This is a genomic window from Leucobacter sp. GX24907, assembly GCF_053567335.1.
In genome coordinates, this window is the sequence record NZ_JBSGPD010000006.1 from 1 (window position 1) to 17,445 (window position 17,445).

The 17,445-nt window shown below is 65.3% G+C and carries 14 protein-coding genes; 2 read left to right on the forward strand and 12 right to left on the reverse strand.

The annotated features are described in order from the left end of the window. Positions 1–287 precede the first annotated feature (287 nt). Positions 288–1,613, forward strand: a complete 1,326-nt coding sequence (gene tgt / locus ACUYV6_RS10045; protein WP_449278534.1) for a tRNA guanosine(34) transglycosylase Tgt — start codon at positions 288–290, stop codon at positions 1,611–1,613. Here tgt and ACUYV6_RS10050 read toward each other — a convergent pair. The 5 genes from ACUYV6_RS10050 to ACUYV6_RS10070 all read right to left on the reverse strand — a co-directional run bounded on the left by ACUYV6_RS10050 (position 1,610) and on the right by ACUYV6_RS10070 (position 7,206). After that, positions 1,610–2,362, reverse strand: a complete 753-nt coding sequence (locus tag ACUYV6_RS10050; RefSeq protein ID WP_449278535.1) for a queuosine precursor transporter — start codon at positions 2,360–2,362, stop codon at positions 1,610–1,612. The genes tgt and ACUYV6_RS10050 overlap by 4 nt on opposite strands. Further along, entirely contained in the window at positions 2,355–3,362 is a 1,008-nt protein-coding gene (locus ACUYV6_RS10055) for an NAD(P)/FAD-dependent oxidoreductase (RefSeq protein WP_449278536.1), read from the reverse strand. Before ACUYV6_RS10055 ends, ACUYV6_RS10050 begins: the two co-directional genes overlap by 8 nt. Then, the gene (gene gltX, locus ACUYV6_RS10060; RefSeq protein WP_449278537.1) at positions 3,359–4,903 is read right to left on the reverse strand and encodes a glutamate--tRNA ligase; all 1,545 of its coding nucleotides are present in this window, start codon (positions 4,901–4,903) and stop codon (positions 3,359–3,361) included. Before gltX ends, ACUYV6_RS10055 begins: the two co-directional genes overlap by 4 nt. A 69-nt stretch (positions 4,904–4,972) precedes the next feature. Beyond that, complete coding sequence (locus tag ACUYV6_RS10065) at positions 4,973–6,259, reverse strand: MFS transporter (protein ID WP_449278538.1); 1,287 nt, start codon at positions 6,257–6,259, stop codon at positions 4,973–4,975. Beyond that, positions 6,256–7,206 (reverse strand): LysR family transcriptional regulator, encoded by a 951-nt coding sequence (locus tag ACUYV6_RS10070; protein ID WP_449278539.1) that lies wholly within the window; start codon positions 7,204–7,206, stop codon positions 6,256–6,258. The genes ACUYV6_RS10065 and ACUYV6_RS10070 overlap by 4 nt, the downstream gene beginning before the upstream one ends. A 93-nt stretch (positions 7,207–7,299) precedes the next feature. On the opposite strand from ACUYV6_RS10070, the gene ACUYV6_RS10075 reads away from it, so the two are divergent. Next, entirely contained in the window at positions 7,300–8,355 is a 1,056-nt protein-coding gene (locus ACUYV6_RS10075) for an aminotransferase class V-fold PLP-dependent enzyme (protein ID WP_449278540.1), read from the forward strand. Positions 8,356–8,367: 12 nt separating this feature from the next. On the opposite strand, the gene rlmN is transcribed toward ACUYV6_RS10075, so the two are convergent. From rlmN to ACUYV6_RS10110, 7 genes are all read right to left on the reverse strand, one after another. Beyond that, positions 8,368–9,690 (reverse strand): 23S rRNA (adenine(2503)-C(2))-methyltransferase RlmN, encoded by a 1,323-nt coding sequence (gene rlmN, locus ACUYV6_RS10080; RefSeq protein WP_449278541.1) that lies wholly within the window; start codon positions 9,688–9,690, stop codon positions 8,368–8,370. Between the two features lie 44 nt (positions 9,691–9,734). Then, positions 9,735–11,669 carry a hypothetical protein gene (locus ACUYV6_RS10085; protein WP_449278542.1) on the reverse strand — a complete coding sequence of 645 codons (1,935 nt, stop codon included), beginning with the start codon at positions 11,667–11,669 and terminating at the stop codon, positions 9,735–9,737. A 70-nt stretch (positions 11,670–11,739) separates the two neighbouring features. Next, positions 11,740–12,270, reverse strand: coding sequence for a DUF779 domain-containing protein (locus ACUYV6_RS10090; RefSeq protein ID WP_449278543.1), 531 nt, complete (start codon positions 12,268–12,270; stop codon positions 11,740–11,742). A 33-nt stretch (positions 12,271–12,303) separates the two neighbouring features. Beyond that, the gene (exaC, locus tag ACUYV6_RS10095; protein ID WP_449278544.1) at positions 12,304–13,827 is read right to left on the reverse strand and encodes an acetaldehyde dehydrogenase ExaC; all 1,524 of its coding nucleotides are present in this window, start codon (positions 13,825–13,827) and stop codon (positions 12,304–12,306) included. Positions 13,828–13,976: 149 nt separating this feature from the next. Beyond that, positions 13,977–15,413, reverse strand: coding sequence for a hypothetical protein (locus ACUYV6_RS10100; RefSeq protein WP_449278545.1), 1,437 nt, complete (start codon positions 15,411–15,413; stop codon positions 13,977–13,979). Positions 15,414–15,512: 99 nt separating this feature from the next. Then, entirely contained in the window at positions 15,513–16,313 is an 801-nt protein-coding gene (locus tag ACUYV6_RS10105; protein WP_449278546.1) for a fumarylacetoacetate hydrolase family protein, read from the reverse strand. Next, positions 16,310–17,413 carry a branched-chain amino acid aminotransferase gene (locus ACUYV6_RS10110; RefSeq protein ID WP_449278547.1) on the reverse strand — a complete coding sequence of 368 codons (1,104 nt, stop codon included), beginning with the start codon at positions 17,411–17,413 and terminating at the stop codon, positions 16,310–16,312. The genes ACUYV6_RS10105 and ACUYV6_RS10110 overlap by 4 nt, the downstream gene beginning before the upstream one ends. Positions 17,414–17,445 lie beyond the last annotated feature (32 nt).

A 17,445-nucleotide genomic window follows, 5' to 3' on the forward strand; every position in this document is an offset into this window, starting at 1 on the left:
CCGAAGCACAACCAGCCCGGTACCGCTCCCGCGGCCCGCACTCTCGCGCTGACAAAGGAATACATTACGCACCCACCCCCCACCCCCGCAACACGAACCCACATCCCGGGCGTGTCCCCACACCAAACCACCAAATTCTGCGCTTGCGGTGCTCACACGGTCGTCGCTGCGCACGCACTCGAATCGGCTCCTTCTGGAGAAAAAGACCATCCTCCACCCCACCTGCTCTCGCATCCCGGGCGCGCCGTCGCGCAAGGACCCGCTTCCCCAGATGCTTGAATAGTGGGGTGAATCAGAGCACCCCCCATTCCCCTTCCCCGGCAGACTTCGGTTTTGCGGTCGAGCACCGTCTTGAGAGAGGCGGTACCTCGGGAAGTGCAGGGCAACCCCTCGGACGCACCGGCACGATCACGACACCGCACGGTGAGATTCAGACTCCGGCGTTCATTCCAGTCGGTACCAAGGCGACGGTGAAGGCGACGTTGCCTGAGACAGTGGCTCAGCTCGGCGGCCAGGCGGTACTCGCGAATGCCTACCACCTCTTCCTGCAACCGGGGAGCGACTTGGTGGACGAAGCAGGTGGGCTCGGCCGCTTCATGAATTGGGACGGGCCGACCTTCACCGATTCCGGAGGCTTCCAGGTGATGTCGCTCGGCGTAGGCTTCAAGAAGGTCATCTCCATGGAAGAGAATGCGCACCGCAGCGACGACGTCATCGCGAAGAACAAGGAGCGTCTCGCGCACGTCGACGAAGACGGGGTGACTTTCAAGTCATTCATCAACGGCGATACCCACCGCTTCACACCCGAAGTTTCGATGCGTATCCAGCATCAGCTGGGCGCGGACATCATCTTCGCGTTCGACGAGTGCACCACTCTGATGAACACTCGCGGGTATCAGGAGGACTCGGTCGAGCGCACTGAGCGCTGGGCTGTCCGATGCCTCGACGAGCATGCGGCGCAGACCGCTGCGCGACGGCACCGTCCATACCAGGCGCTCTTCGGCGTGGTGCAAGGCGCGCAATACGAAGACTTGCGCCGGCGAGCGGCTCGCGGACTGACCGAATTGACCGGTCAGCTGGCGCTGGAACAAACCTTCGACGGGTTCGGGATCGGCGGGGCGCTCGAGAAGACCGAGCTCGGCACGATCTGCAGCTGGGTATCCGATGAGCTCCCGGAGAACAAACCTCGCCATCTACTCGGCATCTCGGAGCCCGATGACCTCTTCGCCGCCATCGCCGCGGGAGCCGACACCTTCGACTGCGTCGCTCCGTCACGACAGGCGCGAGGGGGCACCATGTATTCGAGCAATGGCCGCATCAACGCGAAGGCCGGCTCTCAACGTCGACGCTTCGAGCCGCTCGACCCCCAGTGCGACTGCTACACCTGCGAGCACTACACAGCGGCCTACCTCCACCACCTGTTCAAGGCGAAGGAGATGCTTGCTTCGACTCTCGCAACGATTCACAATGAGCGCTTCATCGTGCGACTCGTCGATCGGATCAGGGACTCGATCGTGGCCGGGGAGTTCGCCGAGCTTCGCGACGACGTGCTCGGGCGGCAGTACGGCTCCGATTTCGCACGTAAGGCCGCGGCCCGCGCTGCCGCGGGTTAGGCCCGCGCGTCGGCAGTCCCTTCGGCCGCACGTACGGCCTTGATCACGCGCGTCGTGATCGGGAGGAGTACCACCTCGGCGAGCACCTTCACCACGTAGCCCAGGACGACGTACATGACGAAGTCAAGCCCGGTGATGACACCGGCGAAGGCGATCGTGCAGAAGAGCAGAGTGTCTACGAACTGCCCGGCGACCGTCGAACCGATGAGCCTCGTGCGCAGGAAGCGGCCCGACGTGCGCCGACGCATGCGGTCGAGCACCCAGGCGTTCAAGAGCTGCCCCGCGAGGAATGCGACCAGGCTTGCCGCCACGATCCGGGGCACGAACCCGAGCACGGCTGCGAAGGCTTCCTGGTTCTCCCACCCGTCGGCCGGCGGCGACACCTGTACCGCGAGGATCGTCAGCGACGCGAGCAACGCGAGTCCGAACGCTGCGTAGATCGCCTTCCGGGATGCCTTCAGCCCATACACCTCCGCGAGCACATCGCCCAGAATGTACGCGAGCGGGAAGAGGAAGACTCCCCCGTCAAACACGAGCGGCAGCGAGAAGCTACCGAACGAGATCGCACCGAAGGCGATCGGCTTGACCGCGACCACGTTCGAGATCAGCAGGATCCCGACGAAGATCGCGGAGATCGCCGCGTAGCGCGAGCCGAGCGCTGCAGCCCGAGCACCCGGAGTGAGGTACTGCTGCCGATCAGGTTCATTGTCATTGCGCACGATACCCGCCTCGGTCTTCGTCCTACTCATCGATCTGCCCTACTCCCAGTGCTCCGCGGATCATGTCCATGTTCAGTTTCGCCGCGACACGAGCACCGTTGCCCGCCGCGATGATGAGCTGCTGCGGGCCGGGCGGCACGATGTCGCCCACCGCGTAGACGCCTCGGATCGAGGTCTCTCCCTGCTCGCTCACTGTGATGAGCCCCCAGTCGTCACGATCGAGCGGCTGGTCTCCGAGGAACTCGACAGGAGCATGCCACCTCGGACGCACGAAGCCCCCCACCCGTGGAATCACCTCACCATCAGTGAGTCGCACGCCCGTCATATCGGCCTTCTCGCCCACGATGTCGTCGATCCTGCGTCGTTCGACCATGATCCCGATCGCAGCGAGCTGTCTCTCTTGCTCGGCGCGCACCGTATCCGCACCGTTCGTGAACACGATGAGGTCAGAACTGAAGCGGCTGATGAGCAGGGCCCTGGCGAAGAGATCGCTCGTTTCTCCGATGAGCACGAGCGGCTTATCTGTCTTCTCGAACCCATCGCACTCAACACAGCTGTGCAGAGCGGTTCCGTAGTAAGCACGGATCATCGGCAACGCCGGCAGCTCCTCGGTGAGACCTGCAGAAACCAGTACTCGACGGGCGATGAGGTCGACGTCTGCGGCACCCCTGATCCCGGTACCGCGCACTCTGAAGCCCAGTCCGTCCGGGAAGCCGACAGCCCGGGCCTCCTCGGCACTCAGCTGCACCACCTCTCGCACCATGGCCTGCGCGAATATCGCACTCGGGTATGACTCGAATTCTTCTCTCCCGAGGCGCCGCAGCTCGAGCGGCGGCGCACCGTCTCGAGTCAAGAAGCCGTGCGACTGCAGTGTTGCAGAGTGTCGCGGTCGGTTGCTGTCGAGGATCGCAATGCGTCGATTCGCCCGCACCAGGTTCAGCCCCGCGGAGAGTCCCGCCGGGCCGCCGCCGATGATGGCAACGCCGATCGGGGCGACGTTCGCGTCACCGATGCGGCCCTCGAGAGTCATGACGCCTCGGCACCGAGTTCCCGCTGCAAGCGGCGCAGACGTGCCAGGGTCTCGTCGCGTCCGAGCAGTTCGAAGGACTCGAAGAGCGGCGGAGACACCCGGCGCCCGGAGGCCGCAACGCGCAGTGGTCCGAATGCAACACGCGGCTTCAACCCGAGTCCGTCGATGAGCGCGGCCTGCAAGGCGCTCTGAATCTGCTCAGTCGTCCACGCCTCATCGCTGAGAACCTCGAGCGCTTCGAGGCCGGCCTGCAGTACCTGCGGAGCATCGCTCTTCAGCGACTTCATCGCGTCCTCTTCATAGACGAGCGCCTCGGAATTCGTGAAGAGGAAGCTCATGAGCCCGGCGACATCACGCAGTACGGTGACTCGGCTCTGCACGAGCGGTACCGCCCGTCGCACGATTTCGCGCTGGGTCTCGGACGGCTCGATCGGCAGAGCTCCTCCTGCGACGAGGTAGGGCAGGATCCTCCGCTCGAAGTCTGCTTCGGGCAGCAACCTGATCTGGTCAGCGTTGATCGCGTCTGCCTTCTTCTGATCGAAGCGCGCAGGGTTCGGGTTCACGTCGCGCACGTCGAACGCAGCGACCATCTCATCGCGGCTGAAGACATCCCGGTCAGGCGCGAGAGACCAGCCGAGCAGCGACAGGTAATTGAGCAGGCCCTCCGGGATGAAGCCACGGTCGCGGTGGTGCAACAGATTGGACTCGGGATCGCGCTTCGAGAGCTTCTTGTTCCCCTCCCCCATGACATAGGGCAGGTGACCGAACTGCGGGATGGCCTCGGCCACGCCGATCTCGATGAGCGCGTGATAGAGGGCGATCTGACGCGGCGTCGACGAGAGCAGGTCCTCACCGCGGAGCACGTGGGTGATTCCCATGAGTGCGTCGTCGACCGGATTGACGAGCGTGTAGAGCGGTGCGCCGTTCGGCCTGACCACGACGAAGTCGATAGTCGAACCCGCAGGGAACGTGATGTCGCCGCGGACGAGGTCGGAGAACGACAGGTCGACGTCAGGTACTCGGAAGCGCAGGGCTGGTTGACGACCTTCGGCTCGGAAGGCTGCCTTCTGCTCATCGGTGAGATCGCGATCGAAGTTGTCGTAGCCGAACTGCTTCGGGCGGCCGGCGGCCTCATTACGCGCGTCGATCTCTTCTGCGGTGGAGAAGCTTTCGTAGAGATGGCCTGCCGCGAGGAGGCGGTCAATCACGTCGCGATAGATCTCACCGCGCTGCGACTGCCGGTAGGGGCCGTGCGGCCCGCCCTCGCTCTGCCCGTCAAGGCTGATGCCCTCGTCCCAGTCGAGGCCGAGCCATCGCAGGGAGTCGATGATCTGGGTGTAGCTCTCCTCGCTATCGCGAGCGGCGTCGGTGTCCTCGATCCGGAACACGAACGTACCGCCGGTATGTCGCGCGTACGCCCAATTGAAGAGGGCCGTGCGCACCATGCCGACGTGAGGGGTGCCGGTCGGCGAGGGGCAGAAGCGAACGCGCACATCCGAGCCGGTGGCGGTCGAGAACTTGGATTCAGCAGTCTGTGACATCGCAGTCATTCTATCGGGACGAACCACCGTGGCGGCGAGCGACGCTCTTAGAGTGACCGGCGAATGAATTCAGCGACCGACCCGGCCCAGGGCGAGGATCGCCATCGCCGCAGTAAGCAGCATCGCCCCGGCAATGAGCGAGAGCACAGGGAAACCTCCGGCGGTGAACAGGGCTCCGGAGGCAGCGCCGAAGAGCGCACCCGCCGCGTTCATCGCCGTGTCCGATTGTCCCTGGCGGCGTGGCCGCAGCGCAGACGGAGTGAGATCCGTGAGCAGTGCCGCACCGGCGACCGTCGCGGCACACCATCCGACACCGAGCAGCACAAGCGCGGTCTGCACGACCGGGACATTGTCGCCTGCGATCGCCGTGCCCACCGCAGCAAGCGCCAGAACTGCGACCCCCGTCCACATCACCGGTACGGCGCCGAAGCGCCCGGTCGCGGCTCCTGCGAGTGGAGACAGTGCGTACATGCCCGCAATGTGCAGGCTGATCGTCACGCCGACAAGTGTGATGCTGCCGCCGTGTTCGACCAGGTGCAACGGTGTCATCGCCATCAGACCCACCATGACGGTGTGAGACAGAGCGATGACACCGATCACGAGGAACTGGGCGCGGGTGCCCTCCGGTCCGATGAGCGGGTGGTCTCCGTCGCTCACTCTGGCACCGTGTGGCGCAGTACCGTCAGCCTGAGCACGAGTGAGCGCCTCGGCTTCCTCTGCCTCCAACCTGCGCGCCTCGATCAACGGGTCGGGTCGCAACCCTCCCCAGACCGCGATGGCCGAAAGGAGCTGCGATGCGACGACGAAGACGAACACACCGGAGAGAGCTGGGATCCCGACGAAGGCGCCAACAACCTCCCCCGGACCGGCCAGGTTCGGCCCTGCAACCGCACCGACGGTGATCGCCCAGACGACCAGCGAGAGATCCCGCGCACGATGCTCGGGCCGGGCAAGATCTGCGGCGGCGAAGCGAGCCTGCAGTTGCACAGCTGAGGCGATGCCGATGAGGCCTAGCCCGAGGAACAGGAGCGCACCAGTCCCGGTGACCGCAGCTGCGATCACCGTGAGTGCCCCCACGGCCGCTCCCAAGTTGCCTGTTGCGAGCGAAATACGGCGGCCGCGCTTCGCCGCGAAGCGAGCGAGCGGAATTCCGGCAGTGGCAGCCCCGAGTGCACTCATCGTCGCGCCGAGACCCGAAAGCGTACCGCTTCCGGTGACCTCTACGATCAGGAGCGCTCCAACTGAAAAGGACGCACCGATTCCGAGACCGCCCAGGATCGTCGAGAGCGCCAGAATCGCAACGATGCGGCGCTGGGCGCGGTCAGTCTCCCGGCTCCGGGAGAGTCCGATGGTCATTCCGCATCCGCGGGAACAAGACCCCAGCAGCTGCCATCGACTCGAGAGAGCATGCGTTTCGCGAGACGCACCTGCGGGCTCTCATTGGCGGTGTCCATAGACACGAGCCCGATGGTGCGTGTGCGAGGCGGATCCAGTTGAATGGCCGCAGTGCCCTCGGGAAGCGCAGGGGCCGCAGCGAGTGCGAGACCGGGAACCATCGCCACGGCGCCGCCTGCGGCAGCCATGGCGAGCATCGCGGGAACGTTGTCGGTCTCCTGGATGATGTCCGGTTCGAACCCCTCCTCTCCGGCAGCCGTGGTCAGATACCCGCGGCACTTCTCGCAGCCGGCGATCCAGTGGTCGGAAGCAAATTCACTGAGGTGCACGCTGTCGGCCTCGATCCGGTCTTCCGTGACGACGAGACGCATCTCCTCCCGCCACAGCGGTGTGAAGATGCTGCCGGCCGGCAACTCGGTCGTGCCCTCATAGTCGAAGACGAGTGCGCAGTCCACCTCACCGTCGCGCAGCATCTCAACCGCGGGAGGCGGTTCGGCCTCACGGTACTGCAGCGAGATCTGGGGAGCCTCCTCCGACAAGGCCCGCATGATCGCCGGCACGATGGTCGCGGAGGCGGAGGGGAAGCCAACGAGTCTCAGTGTTCCGGCACGCTCGCCGCGGAGGTCATCGATCGCGGCGAGCGCTGCGTCGATCTCGGTGACAACGGTGCGCCCGTGATCGGCCAAGATCTGACCTGCCGTGGTGAGCCTGATGCCCCGACCAAAACGCTCGATGAGCGGCACGGCGAGCCGCGTCTCCACGCGCTTGATGCGTTGACTCACCGCCGGCTGGCTGAGGCCGAGACTTGCGGCGGCGGCGGTGAGCGATCCGGTTGTCGCCAGGGCGTGCAGGATCCGAAGCTCGGTCGAATCGATCGAGCCGACGGGGTCATTACGGTTCGCACTCATAGGAGCGATTCTAACTCGAACATAACCAGAAGGAAAGCGACAGATAAGAATGATTCTGTTTGATTATGCACAGGAAGTGGCTAGCCTGACGACATGATCACCGCGCCCGCACGCTTCCAGAGCCAGAGCCTATTCGCCTCGGTACCCGGATACCTCTCCGCGTGCACTGGTGGTCTACCGAGCCACGAGACGACCGCCGCCGTGCGCCGCTTCATCGACGACTGGTCGGAGGGGCGACTCGATGCCGTGGAGGTCGGTCGATCTCTGGAGCGCTGCCGTTCTCTTTATGCAGAGATTTCAGGAGTGGACCGATCGCGCGTCGCAGTCGGCACTCAGGTCTCGCAGTTCGCATCGGTCGTCGCCACCTCCGTGCCCGACACCGCGGAGGTTCTCTGCGTCGAAGGCGACTTCGCCTCCCTCGTGCACCCCTTCGTGCAGCTTGCCGACCGCGGCATACGCGTGCGCTACGTGCCGCTCGACGACCTGGCCGATGCGGTTGCCCCCGAAACCGCACTCGTCGTCTACTCGCTCGTGCAATCGGCGACCGGTCAGGTCGCCGACTATGAGACGATCGGTTCCGCGGCCGCCGCTGTCGGAGCCCGCACGTTCGTCGACCTCACGCAGTCGCTCGGATGGCTGCCCGTCGGAGCAGACAACTTCGACTTCTCGGTATGCCATGCCTACAAGTGGTTGTGCGCACCGCGTGGCACCGCATTCCTGACCGTACGGGCGGGCCTGGACGAGACACTCACTCCGCTCGCGGCCGGATGGTGCTCGGCCGACGACGTCTGGAGCTCGTGCTACTCCCAGCACATGCCACTCGCGGAGAATGCCGGACGCTTCGACCTTTCACCCGTGTGGCCCTCGGTGCAGGGCACGGAGGCGGCCCTGCGGCTCTTCGCGCACCTCGACCCGGCGGAAGTGCACGACCACGACCTGCGGCTGGCCGAGGCCGCGCGATCTGCGCTGCATCTCCCGCCGAGCGACTCGGCGATCGTCACCTGGGCGGATCCTGACGGCTCAGACCTCGCTGCCCTGCGCGCATCAGGCATCACCGCCTCCGGACGTGCCGGCAATGCTCGCGTCGCCTTCCACCTCTGGAACGACGATGCCGATGTTGCGCTCCTGGCACGTGCGCTCGGACGATGACTCGCCGCTCGATCAGCCGGCAACGGCCAGCGCTGCGTCGCGCTTGTCTTGCTCGGTGGCAACGAGCTGACCGCAAGCCCCGTCGATCTCCTTGCCACGGGTGTCCCGCAGCGTCGTCGGGATCCCTGCCGCATTGAGTCGATCGACGAACTCGCGGGTGACTTCACGCGTCGACGATGTCCAGATCGAGCCCGGAGTCGGGTTGAGCGGAATCGGGTTCACGTGCACCCAGCCGCGGCCGCGCTCGTTCAATCGCTGAGCCAAGAGCTCCGCACGCCAGGCATGATCGTTCATGTCTTTGATCAGCGCGTACTCGATGGACACCCGCCGCCCGGTCTTCTCGTAGTAGGCGTAGGCCGCATCAAGCACCTCATCCACCTTCCACCGACTATTGACCGGGATGAGGTCGTCGCGCAACTCGTCGTCGGGCGCATGCAGCGAGAGCGCGAACGTGATCGGAATGTCTTCGTCGGCGAGCTTCCGAATCGCGGGCGCGAGGCCGACGGTCGACACGGTGATGCCGCGGGCGCTCATGCCGAGCCCCTCGGGCGACGGCGCGATCATGCGGTGCACCGCGTTCATGACGCGCTTGTAGTTCGCGAGGGGCTCACCCATGCCCATGAACACGATGTTGTTCACGCGCTCGGGCTCCGCACCGTTCCCAGATTCCCGCATACGCCCGAGTCCGCCCTCGGCGATGACCCGGTTCGCCTGCACCACCTGATCGAGAATCTCCGCGGTCGACATGTTGCGCGTCAACCCGGCCTGACCCGTCGCGCAGAAGGGGCAGTTCATGCCGCACCCGCACTGGCTCGATACGCAGAGCGTGATGCGCCCCGGATAGCGCATGAGCACCGATTCCACGAGCGCCCCGTCGAAGAGCCGCCAGAGGAACTTGACCGTGGCCCCGTCATCGGTCACGAGGCGCTTCACCTCGGTGAGCAGTGGCGGGAAGAAGGCCTCCGCCAGTTCTTGCCTGCGATTCTTCGGGAGATCCGTCATCTCCTCCGGATTCGTCGTGCGATGCTCGAAATAGTGCACCGAGAGCTGCTTCGCACGAAACTTCGGCAACCCCATCTCCACGACCTTGGCCTCGCGCTCCGCGAGCGTCATGTCGGCAAGGTGCGTATCGGGCTGCTTCACGCGCGGCGACGCAAACTGCAGTGTGGGGCGCCCGTCAGGGTTCGTGATCTGCTTCCAACCTTCGGCCTTCGGGCGCACTTGGACCCCGCTGGTCGCGGCACTGGCCTCGGCCCCCGGCTGCGGCCGACGCTTGGGTCGAGTCGGCCGGAACTCAGTCGGCTGCGTATCGTGGTTGAGCTTATTGGGATCCATCGCCGTCTATTGTCTCATCTGCGCGCTGAACACCCTCATCGGCCCTATCTCGCCCGAGCCTGCCGCCGCCTTCGGCGCATCTGGGCCCGGTGCGAGAGCCGTCGTCGCATCTTCACGACCACGAGGGCGAACGCCCCGATGACGAGCAGACTGAGCAGCGCCGAGCTCACGACGGTGTCGGAGATGATGTCGAGGATTCCGATGAAGGTGATGGCGAGCAGCAGGAGCATCTCGCGAAGCTCGTTGCCGAACTGCTGCTGCCGGGCGGGGCGCCCACGCACCACTGCAAGCTGCTGACCGGTGAGCCCGAGCCGCGCCCGTGTCGATGAATCGACGAACACGGTCGGAATATCGGGGTTCACCCCGAGCGTCTCCCTCACGCCCGGAAAGCGACTATCCCAGCCGCCTCCCGCCACACGGCGCCGCTCGTCGCGCACGTCCTCGGGCACCTCGAAGGCCTTGAGCGTCACCTTCGGCACGTCACCGCTCGCGTCGGCGGCTCCTTCGAGTACCACGTAGTCGCCGCTCGCGACGCCCAGCAACTGCAGCGATAGCGAGCTCATGAGGCAGACCTCCCGCTCGGTGCTTGAGGGGTCTGCGAGTGTCACACGGAAAGAGACATAGTTCGGCTCGCCGAGCAGCACGTCGACAGCGCGTGGTCGGGTCACGCGTACAGGACGGAGCAGGACCCGGTCTCCGAGCTCAGCTCCGATCCCCATCCGCAGCATCTGGTCGACCTCGGCGAGCCGCGGATCGGGATCCCCGACCTCGTCGCTCTTCACCCGGTAGACCGTGGCAAGCGCACGGGGAGCTCGTCCACCAGCAGCACCCGGTGAACTCAGCTCGGCCGACACCACTTCGACGTGCCTGGGGTGGCCGAGCTGCCGGTCGACTTCGGCCCCCAGACGCACAACCGAGCGCCCACGGCGATCCAGCAGATCGTGGGTACCCGTCACCACCGCCTCCACGACCGGGACTCCGCGATCCGGATCCGCCTCGGCGGTCGGCTCGAAGAGCTCGATGAGGGAGCCGTAACGGCGCGGCTGCTCGTCCATTTCGTCGGGGAGACGCGCGAGCTCATTACTCTCGACGACAAGGCCCGTTCCGCGCAGCAGCTCGAGCGATCGGCCAGGATCGATCCCGCTCCCCACGGCACCCTCGGGAGAACCGCCGAGTGCATCCGACACCGTCGGATCCCGAAGCAACCGCTCGAACATCGCCCGCTGCGTGGGCATCCACCGCTCCGGTGTGACATCGTCGGGGCGCTGCTCGCCGGGTGCGCCCATGACCCAACCATGCTCCTCATGAGCCAGGTACCCGTGCAGTGCGACATATGCGTAGGCCCCGCGCAGTCGTTCACCCGTCTCCAGCACGATCGGAAATTCTGAGGAGTCGATCCATACGCGTCGGTACCAACCCCGCTCAGTGCGGTCGACGGTGCGCAACTGCGAAGGATCCAGGAACTGCACGACCGTCTCCGTGACCGCACCTGCCTCCGGATACACGGTCGCCGGCACATACCCGAGCCCGGAAATGAAGCTGCAGAATCCCACTCGGAGCCCGGTCGCCCGGGCCCGGATCGCGGGAACGAGCAACGTTCCTGGCGCGGCGTCGAACTTATGCCGCATCTGGGAGGGCGCAGCGTTCGAGCCGATGGCAAGCACGGGCACCCGTCCGTCGATCAGCACGCCGAAACGTTCCTCGAGCACGCTATTCAGGCGAGGCAGTACACCCGTCGACAAGTTCATCGCCTCGCAATCGGCAGGTCCGACACGTACTCGGCAATGCCCGAGACGAAAAGGCCGCGCACTCTCCCAATCGAGAGCCTCACCTTCGGGATCTCGGACTTCCCAAAGCCGATCGGACGTCACGATCACCGAGCGGTCGGGACGTGCCCCGGGGTAGTTCAACGGTTGCGCGCGCGGCGCGTGCTCGGCAGCGTACTCTTCGTGGTCGATATCGCTCGTGCGCGAACCCATGCAGCACTCCTCGTCGTCATGTCGTCGTGCTGACGACGAGGCTATCGCACGACGCCCTGGCGACGCCCGCTCAGAGCAGTCGCGAACGGATCAGGAACCGTTGCCCTTCCGGAGCTTCGAGCGAGAAACCGCTTCCCCGCCCGGGCACCGCGTCGACGGTCAGGTGCGTGTGCGACCAGACACCGAACTGTTCCCTGGACATCCAGAACTCGATCTCACGCGGATCATCGGCCGCGCCTGATCCGCGTTCAACGGGCACCTCGGGACCTGTTCCGTCCGTGGCTTGCTGTTCATCGAGCGGCGGCAGTTCGAGCGTGCCGAGCAGCACGTCTTGTCCGCCTGTCCGAAACTCTCCGAGCTGGTAGCACATCGGCGAGCTGCCGTCGCAGCACCCTCCCGACTGGTGAAACATGAGTGGGCCATGCATCCGCCAGAGCTGATCGATGAGCTCGATCGCGCGGGGTGTGAAGGCGAGACGGCTGTCCGTCTCGCCTTCCACCTCGGGCCGCGCGTCGACCTGGCCGGGGATCGGTTCGTTCCCTGCGGCGGTCGCAACTCCGGCCGTCGCATCGCAGGTGTCTTGCACCGTCTCCTCGGACATCGTGCGCTCCTTCCCGCTTCCTGCGAGCGCTTCTTAGAAGAAGCCCTGCGCATTCTCGCTGTAACTGACCAGCAGGTTCTTGGTCTGCTGATAGTGGTCGAGCATCATCAGGTGGTTCTCACGCCCGATGCCGCTCGACTTGTACCCACCGAACGCGGCGTGCGCCGGGTAGGAGTGATAGTTGTTGACCCAGACACGTCCTGCCTGAATCGCGCGGCCCGCCCGGTATGCGGTGTTTCCGTTGCGGCTCCACACGCCGGCGCCGAGGCCGTAGAGGGTGTCGTTCGCGATCCGCATCGCGTCGTCGAAATCGGTGAAGGTCGTCGCCGACACTACCGGCCCGAAGATCTCCTCCTGGAAGATGCGCATCGAGTTGTCGCCGCGGAAGATCGTCGGCTGGATATAGAAGCCGTCGGCGAACTCTCCGCCGAGATCCTCCACCTCGCCGCCGATGAGCACCTCAGCGCCCTCATGACGACCGATGTCAAGGTACGACTTGATCTTCTCGAACTGATCATTCGAGGCCTGCGCGCCGACCATCGTGTCGGTATCGAGCGGGTTGCCCCGCACGATCCGCTCGGTGCGCTCGACTACCGCGTCAAGGAAGTCCGTCGCGATCGATTCCTGAATGAGCGCGCGCGACGGGCAGGTGCAGACCTCACCCTGGTTGAGCGCGAACATCGTGAAGCCTTCCTTCGTCTTGTCCCAGTAGGCGTCATCTTGCGCCATGACGTCTTCGAAGAATACGTTCGGGCTCTTGCCTCCGAGCTCGAGCGTCACGGGAATGATGTTCTCCGACGCGTACTGCATGATCAGTCGACCAGTCGTCGTCTCGCCGGTGAACGCGATCTTTCGGATGCGCTTATTCGATGCGAGCGGCTTACCGGCCTCTGCACCGAAGCCGTTCACGATGTTGACAACGCCCGGAGGCAGAAGGTCGCCGATGAGCTCGAAGAGCACGAGAATCGACGTCGGTGTCTGCTCGGCCGGCTTCAGCACCACGCAGTTGCCTGCGGCGAGCGCTGGTGCGAGCTTCCACACGGCCATGAGGATCGGGAAGTTCCAGGGAATGATCTGCCCGACGACTCCGAGCGGCTCGTGGAAGTGGTAGGCGACGAGGTCTTCGTCGATTTGGGAGATTCCTCCCTCCTGCGCTCTGATCGCTCCTGCGAAGTAGCGGAAGTGGTCGATCGCGAGGGGGAGGTCGGCGTTCAGTGTCTCGCGCACTGCTTTTCCGTTGTCCCAGGTCTCGGCGACGGCGAGCATTTCGAGGTTCTCTTCCATGCGGTCGGCGATCTTGTTGAGGATCACCGCACGCTCGGCCGGGCTCGTCGTGTTCCATGCGGGAGCGGCGGCGTGCGCGGCGTCGAGTGCCACCTCGATGTCTTCCGCGGTACCTCGTCCCACCTCGCAGAACGCCTTGCCGGTCACTGGTGTGACGTTCTCGAAGTACTGACCTTTGACGGGGGCGACCCATTCGCCACCGATGTAGTGCTCGTAGCGGCTCTTGAAACTCACGAGCGAGTCTGGCTGGCCGGGTGATGCGTATACAACCATGATCATCTCCTTTGACGACGTAGTGCGAAATTCGGGCTTGTTGGGCTCGTACCGTCAGCTTAGGTCGGTGGAGGTTGCATCAAGGTTGCACAGAGATTGCCCGCTTGAGAGCAGCGTCTCAATTCCTTGGCGAGGTGCGGATGCTTCACCTACGGCTCATCTGTAGCAAGAGTCTCGAGTCTGGCTACGATGCGCGCTCGCCTCGGTGAGAGTCTCGGGAGCACCTTGAGGAGCGTCTGCCACACCTCGATATCTTCCGGAGCCCACTGCTGCGCATAGGCGTAGAGCCCGTCGGGCGCGGCGCCCTGCAGCATCGCCTCGCGGAGGGTTCCGTCGACCTCGCGCCGGAGCCCCTGCACGATCGGAGCCTCAGACGCTGGCAGCGCCGGTCCCTCGTAGGCTGCGAGCGCGACGCGGTGGGCTCCGCGAGCGAGCGCCGAAAGTACCTCGGCGGCGTCTACGGCAAGCGGCGCCTTCGGAGCGCGGCGCTCCGAAGGCTCGGACGTGAGTCGGTACGGACGTGATTCGAGGTGGATCGGAATCTCGGCCTCTTGAAGCCAGCGCCTGAGCCGAACGATCTCGGGCCTCAGGGTCTGCCCTGATCCACCAGCCCCGTACACCTCTGCCGCAAGTTCGTCGGCGCTCAACCCACGTGGCGCGAGCGCGAGCGCGAGCAGGATCTCGGCGTGTCGGCCAGACAGCGCGTGCTGGGTGTGACCAACCTCGAGCACCGCGGGGTCTCGTCCGAGGAGCATGAGGCGCGACTGCTCGCCTAGCCGCGGTTCGGGGTCGCCGCTGCTCGCAGCGTCGGGCGTCGCTCCACTTGCCCTGCTGCGAGTCGCTCTCCTGCTTGTCGCCCGCTCGCGCGACTCCATCTCACTCCTGATCGTCTCGAGCCTGAGCTCTGCTGAGATCGCGGCGAGCGTCGCGTCGACCATCGGCATGATGTGTGGCGCGGCCACCTCGTCACCGCCGGTTACGTCGATGACGCCGATAATCGAGCCGGTGATCGGGTCGCGTATAGGGGACGCGGTGCAGCTCCACTGGTGCACAAAGCGATTGAAGTGTTCGGCACCGAGCACCTGTATCGCGTGATCGAGTTCGAGCGCTGACCCTGGCGCAGACGTCCCGACCGCGCTCTCCGACCAGTCCATACCGGCCATGAATCCCATGTCCTCGGCAGCCGAACGCAGCTGCCGATCGCCGTCGACCCAGAGGAGCCGCCCGCTCGCGTCACCCACCGCGATGATGAATCCCGAATCGCGGGCCTGTTCAAGCAGCAGCCGCTCGAGGGTCGGGATCACGCGTCCGATCGGCTGGCGAGCCCGTTCCTCGAGTACCTGCTCGGCAGTGAGCGCGGGTCCGTCTGGAACCCGATCGGGGTCGATGGCCCCGTCGCCTGCCCGCAGCCACGAGTCGAACACCACCGGCCGCACTCCCGTGCGCTCGGTGAAGCGGCGGCGCGAATCGGGGTCTCCCGAGATCGCCAGGCGGTCGCTGAGGAAAAGCTCGTGGGCGCGCTCGAGCTCAAGACGCCGCGCACGAGCGGACTCGCCGCGACGCAGGGCCTGCCAGACGCTCGGCACCGTCGCCTCCTGTGGTCGTTGTGACCACACCATACCGGAGGGGGTTCCGCTTGCCCAGGGCGGCCACAGGCGGTCCCCGAGTTCGGCCGCAGCGGCGGGCTACACCACCTTGTTGCGGAGGATCCCGACGCCTTCGACCTCGACCTCGACGGTATCGCCCGCCTCGAGCCTCCCGACGCCTGCCGGAGTCCCGGTGAGAATCACGTCGCCCGGCAGGAGGGTGAAGGCCGCAGAGGCGTGCGCGATGATCTTCGCGACATCGTGAATGAGCAGCGCGGTTGAGCTGTGCTGCCGCTCCTCACCGTTCACACGAGTGGTGACTTCGGTGTCCTCGAGATCCAGATCAGTCTCGATGACCGGCCCGAGTGGGCAGAACGTGTCGAAGCCTTTGCCGCGCGCCCACTGTCCGTCTTTGATCTGGATGTCTCGGGCGGTAACGTCATTGGCGCAGGTAAAACCGAACACCACCTTGAGGGCGTCCTCGACCGGAACGTCCTTCGCGACCGCGCCGATGATGACGGCGAGCTCGCCCTCGTACTCCACGCGCTCCGAGATTGCCGGGCGCACAATGGCGTCATCGGGTCCGATGATCGAGGTGTTCGGCTTCAGGAAGAGCAGCGGCTCTTCAGGAGCGTCACTTGATCCACCGATACCGGTCTCGCCCGCCATCTCGGCAACGTGATCGGCGTAGTTCTTCCCGACGCACACGATCTTCGAGCGAGGAATCACCGGCGCCAGTAAACGCACGGTCTCGAGCGGGAAGCGCCGTCCCGTCGTGTCATAGCCCGCCATCATCGGATCGCCCGAGAGTTCGACGACATCAACACCGCCGTGCTCGCCCTCGTCGAGCACACCGAACGAGATCTCGCCGTCTTCGAGCTGGAAACGTGCGACCTTCATCGTGTACCTCCTGCAACGATCACATCGACCCAGCCGTGCGGGTCCTCGCGGGTGCCGAACTGGATGCCGGTGAGTTCCTCGCGCAGCGACATCGTCAGTTCGCCGGGGGCCTGATCGCCGAAGTCAACGATCGTCCCTTCCTCACCCTTCAGCTGGCCGATCGGAGTGATGACCGCCGCGGTACCGCAGGCGAACGCCTCCACGATCGAACCATCGGCTGCCCCGTCGCGCCACTCCGACACGGTCACAGCGCGCTCCTCAACCTTCAGGCCGCGATCCTGCGCGAGACGGATCAGGCTCTTGCGAGTGATGCCGTCGAGAATGTTGCCGTTGAGCGCGGGCGTGACCAGTGTGCCGTCGCGGTGCACGAGCACGAGGTTCATCCCGCCGAGCTCATCGATCGTGTCGTCTGTCGCAGAGTCGGTGAAGAGCACCTGCGCGCAGCCGTTCGCGACAGCCACACGGGTCGGCAGCAGTGACGAGGCGTAGTTTCCTCCGCACTTCGCAGCTCCGGTGCCTCCGCGGCCTGCGCGTGCGAGGTCGCTCGACAACCAGATCGACACCGGCTTCACACCGCCCGAGAAGTAGGGGCCGGCCGGGCTGGCGATCACCATGAAGCGCGCACGCTCGGCGGCCCGCACGCCGAGAAAGCTCTCGTCGGCGATCATGAACGGACGGATGTAGAGGCTTTGGTCGGCTCCGCCCGGCACCCAATCGGCGTCAGTCGTCACGAGCTCGTGAATCGCTCTGACGAACAGTTCGACCGGCAGCTCTGGCAGTGCAAGACGAACCGCACTCTCATTGAGCCGCCGCGCGTTCTCCTCAGGCCGGAACGTCACGATGGACCCGTCCGGCGCCCGGTAAGCCTTGAGTCCCTCGAAGATCTCCTGGCCGTAGTGCAGCACCGAGGAGGCCGGATCCATCGGAATGGGACCGTACGGGACGACTGCAGCGTTGTGCCATCCGTCTTCGCGCGTCCACTCAATCGAGACCATGTGGTCGGTGAAACGATCCCCGAATCCCGGGTTCTTGAGGATCGCCTCGCGCTCAGCGGCGGGAAGACGATCTGCTGCGGTGTGCGCGAATGCGAGGTCGGTCATGGGACGAACGCTTCTTTCTCGATGATGATGCT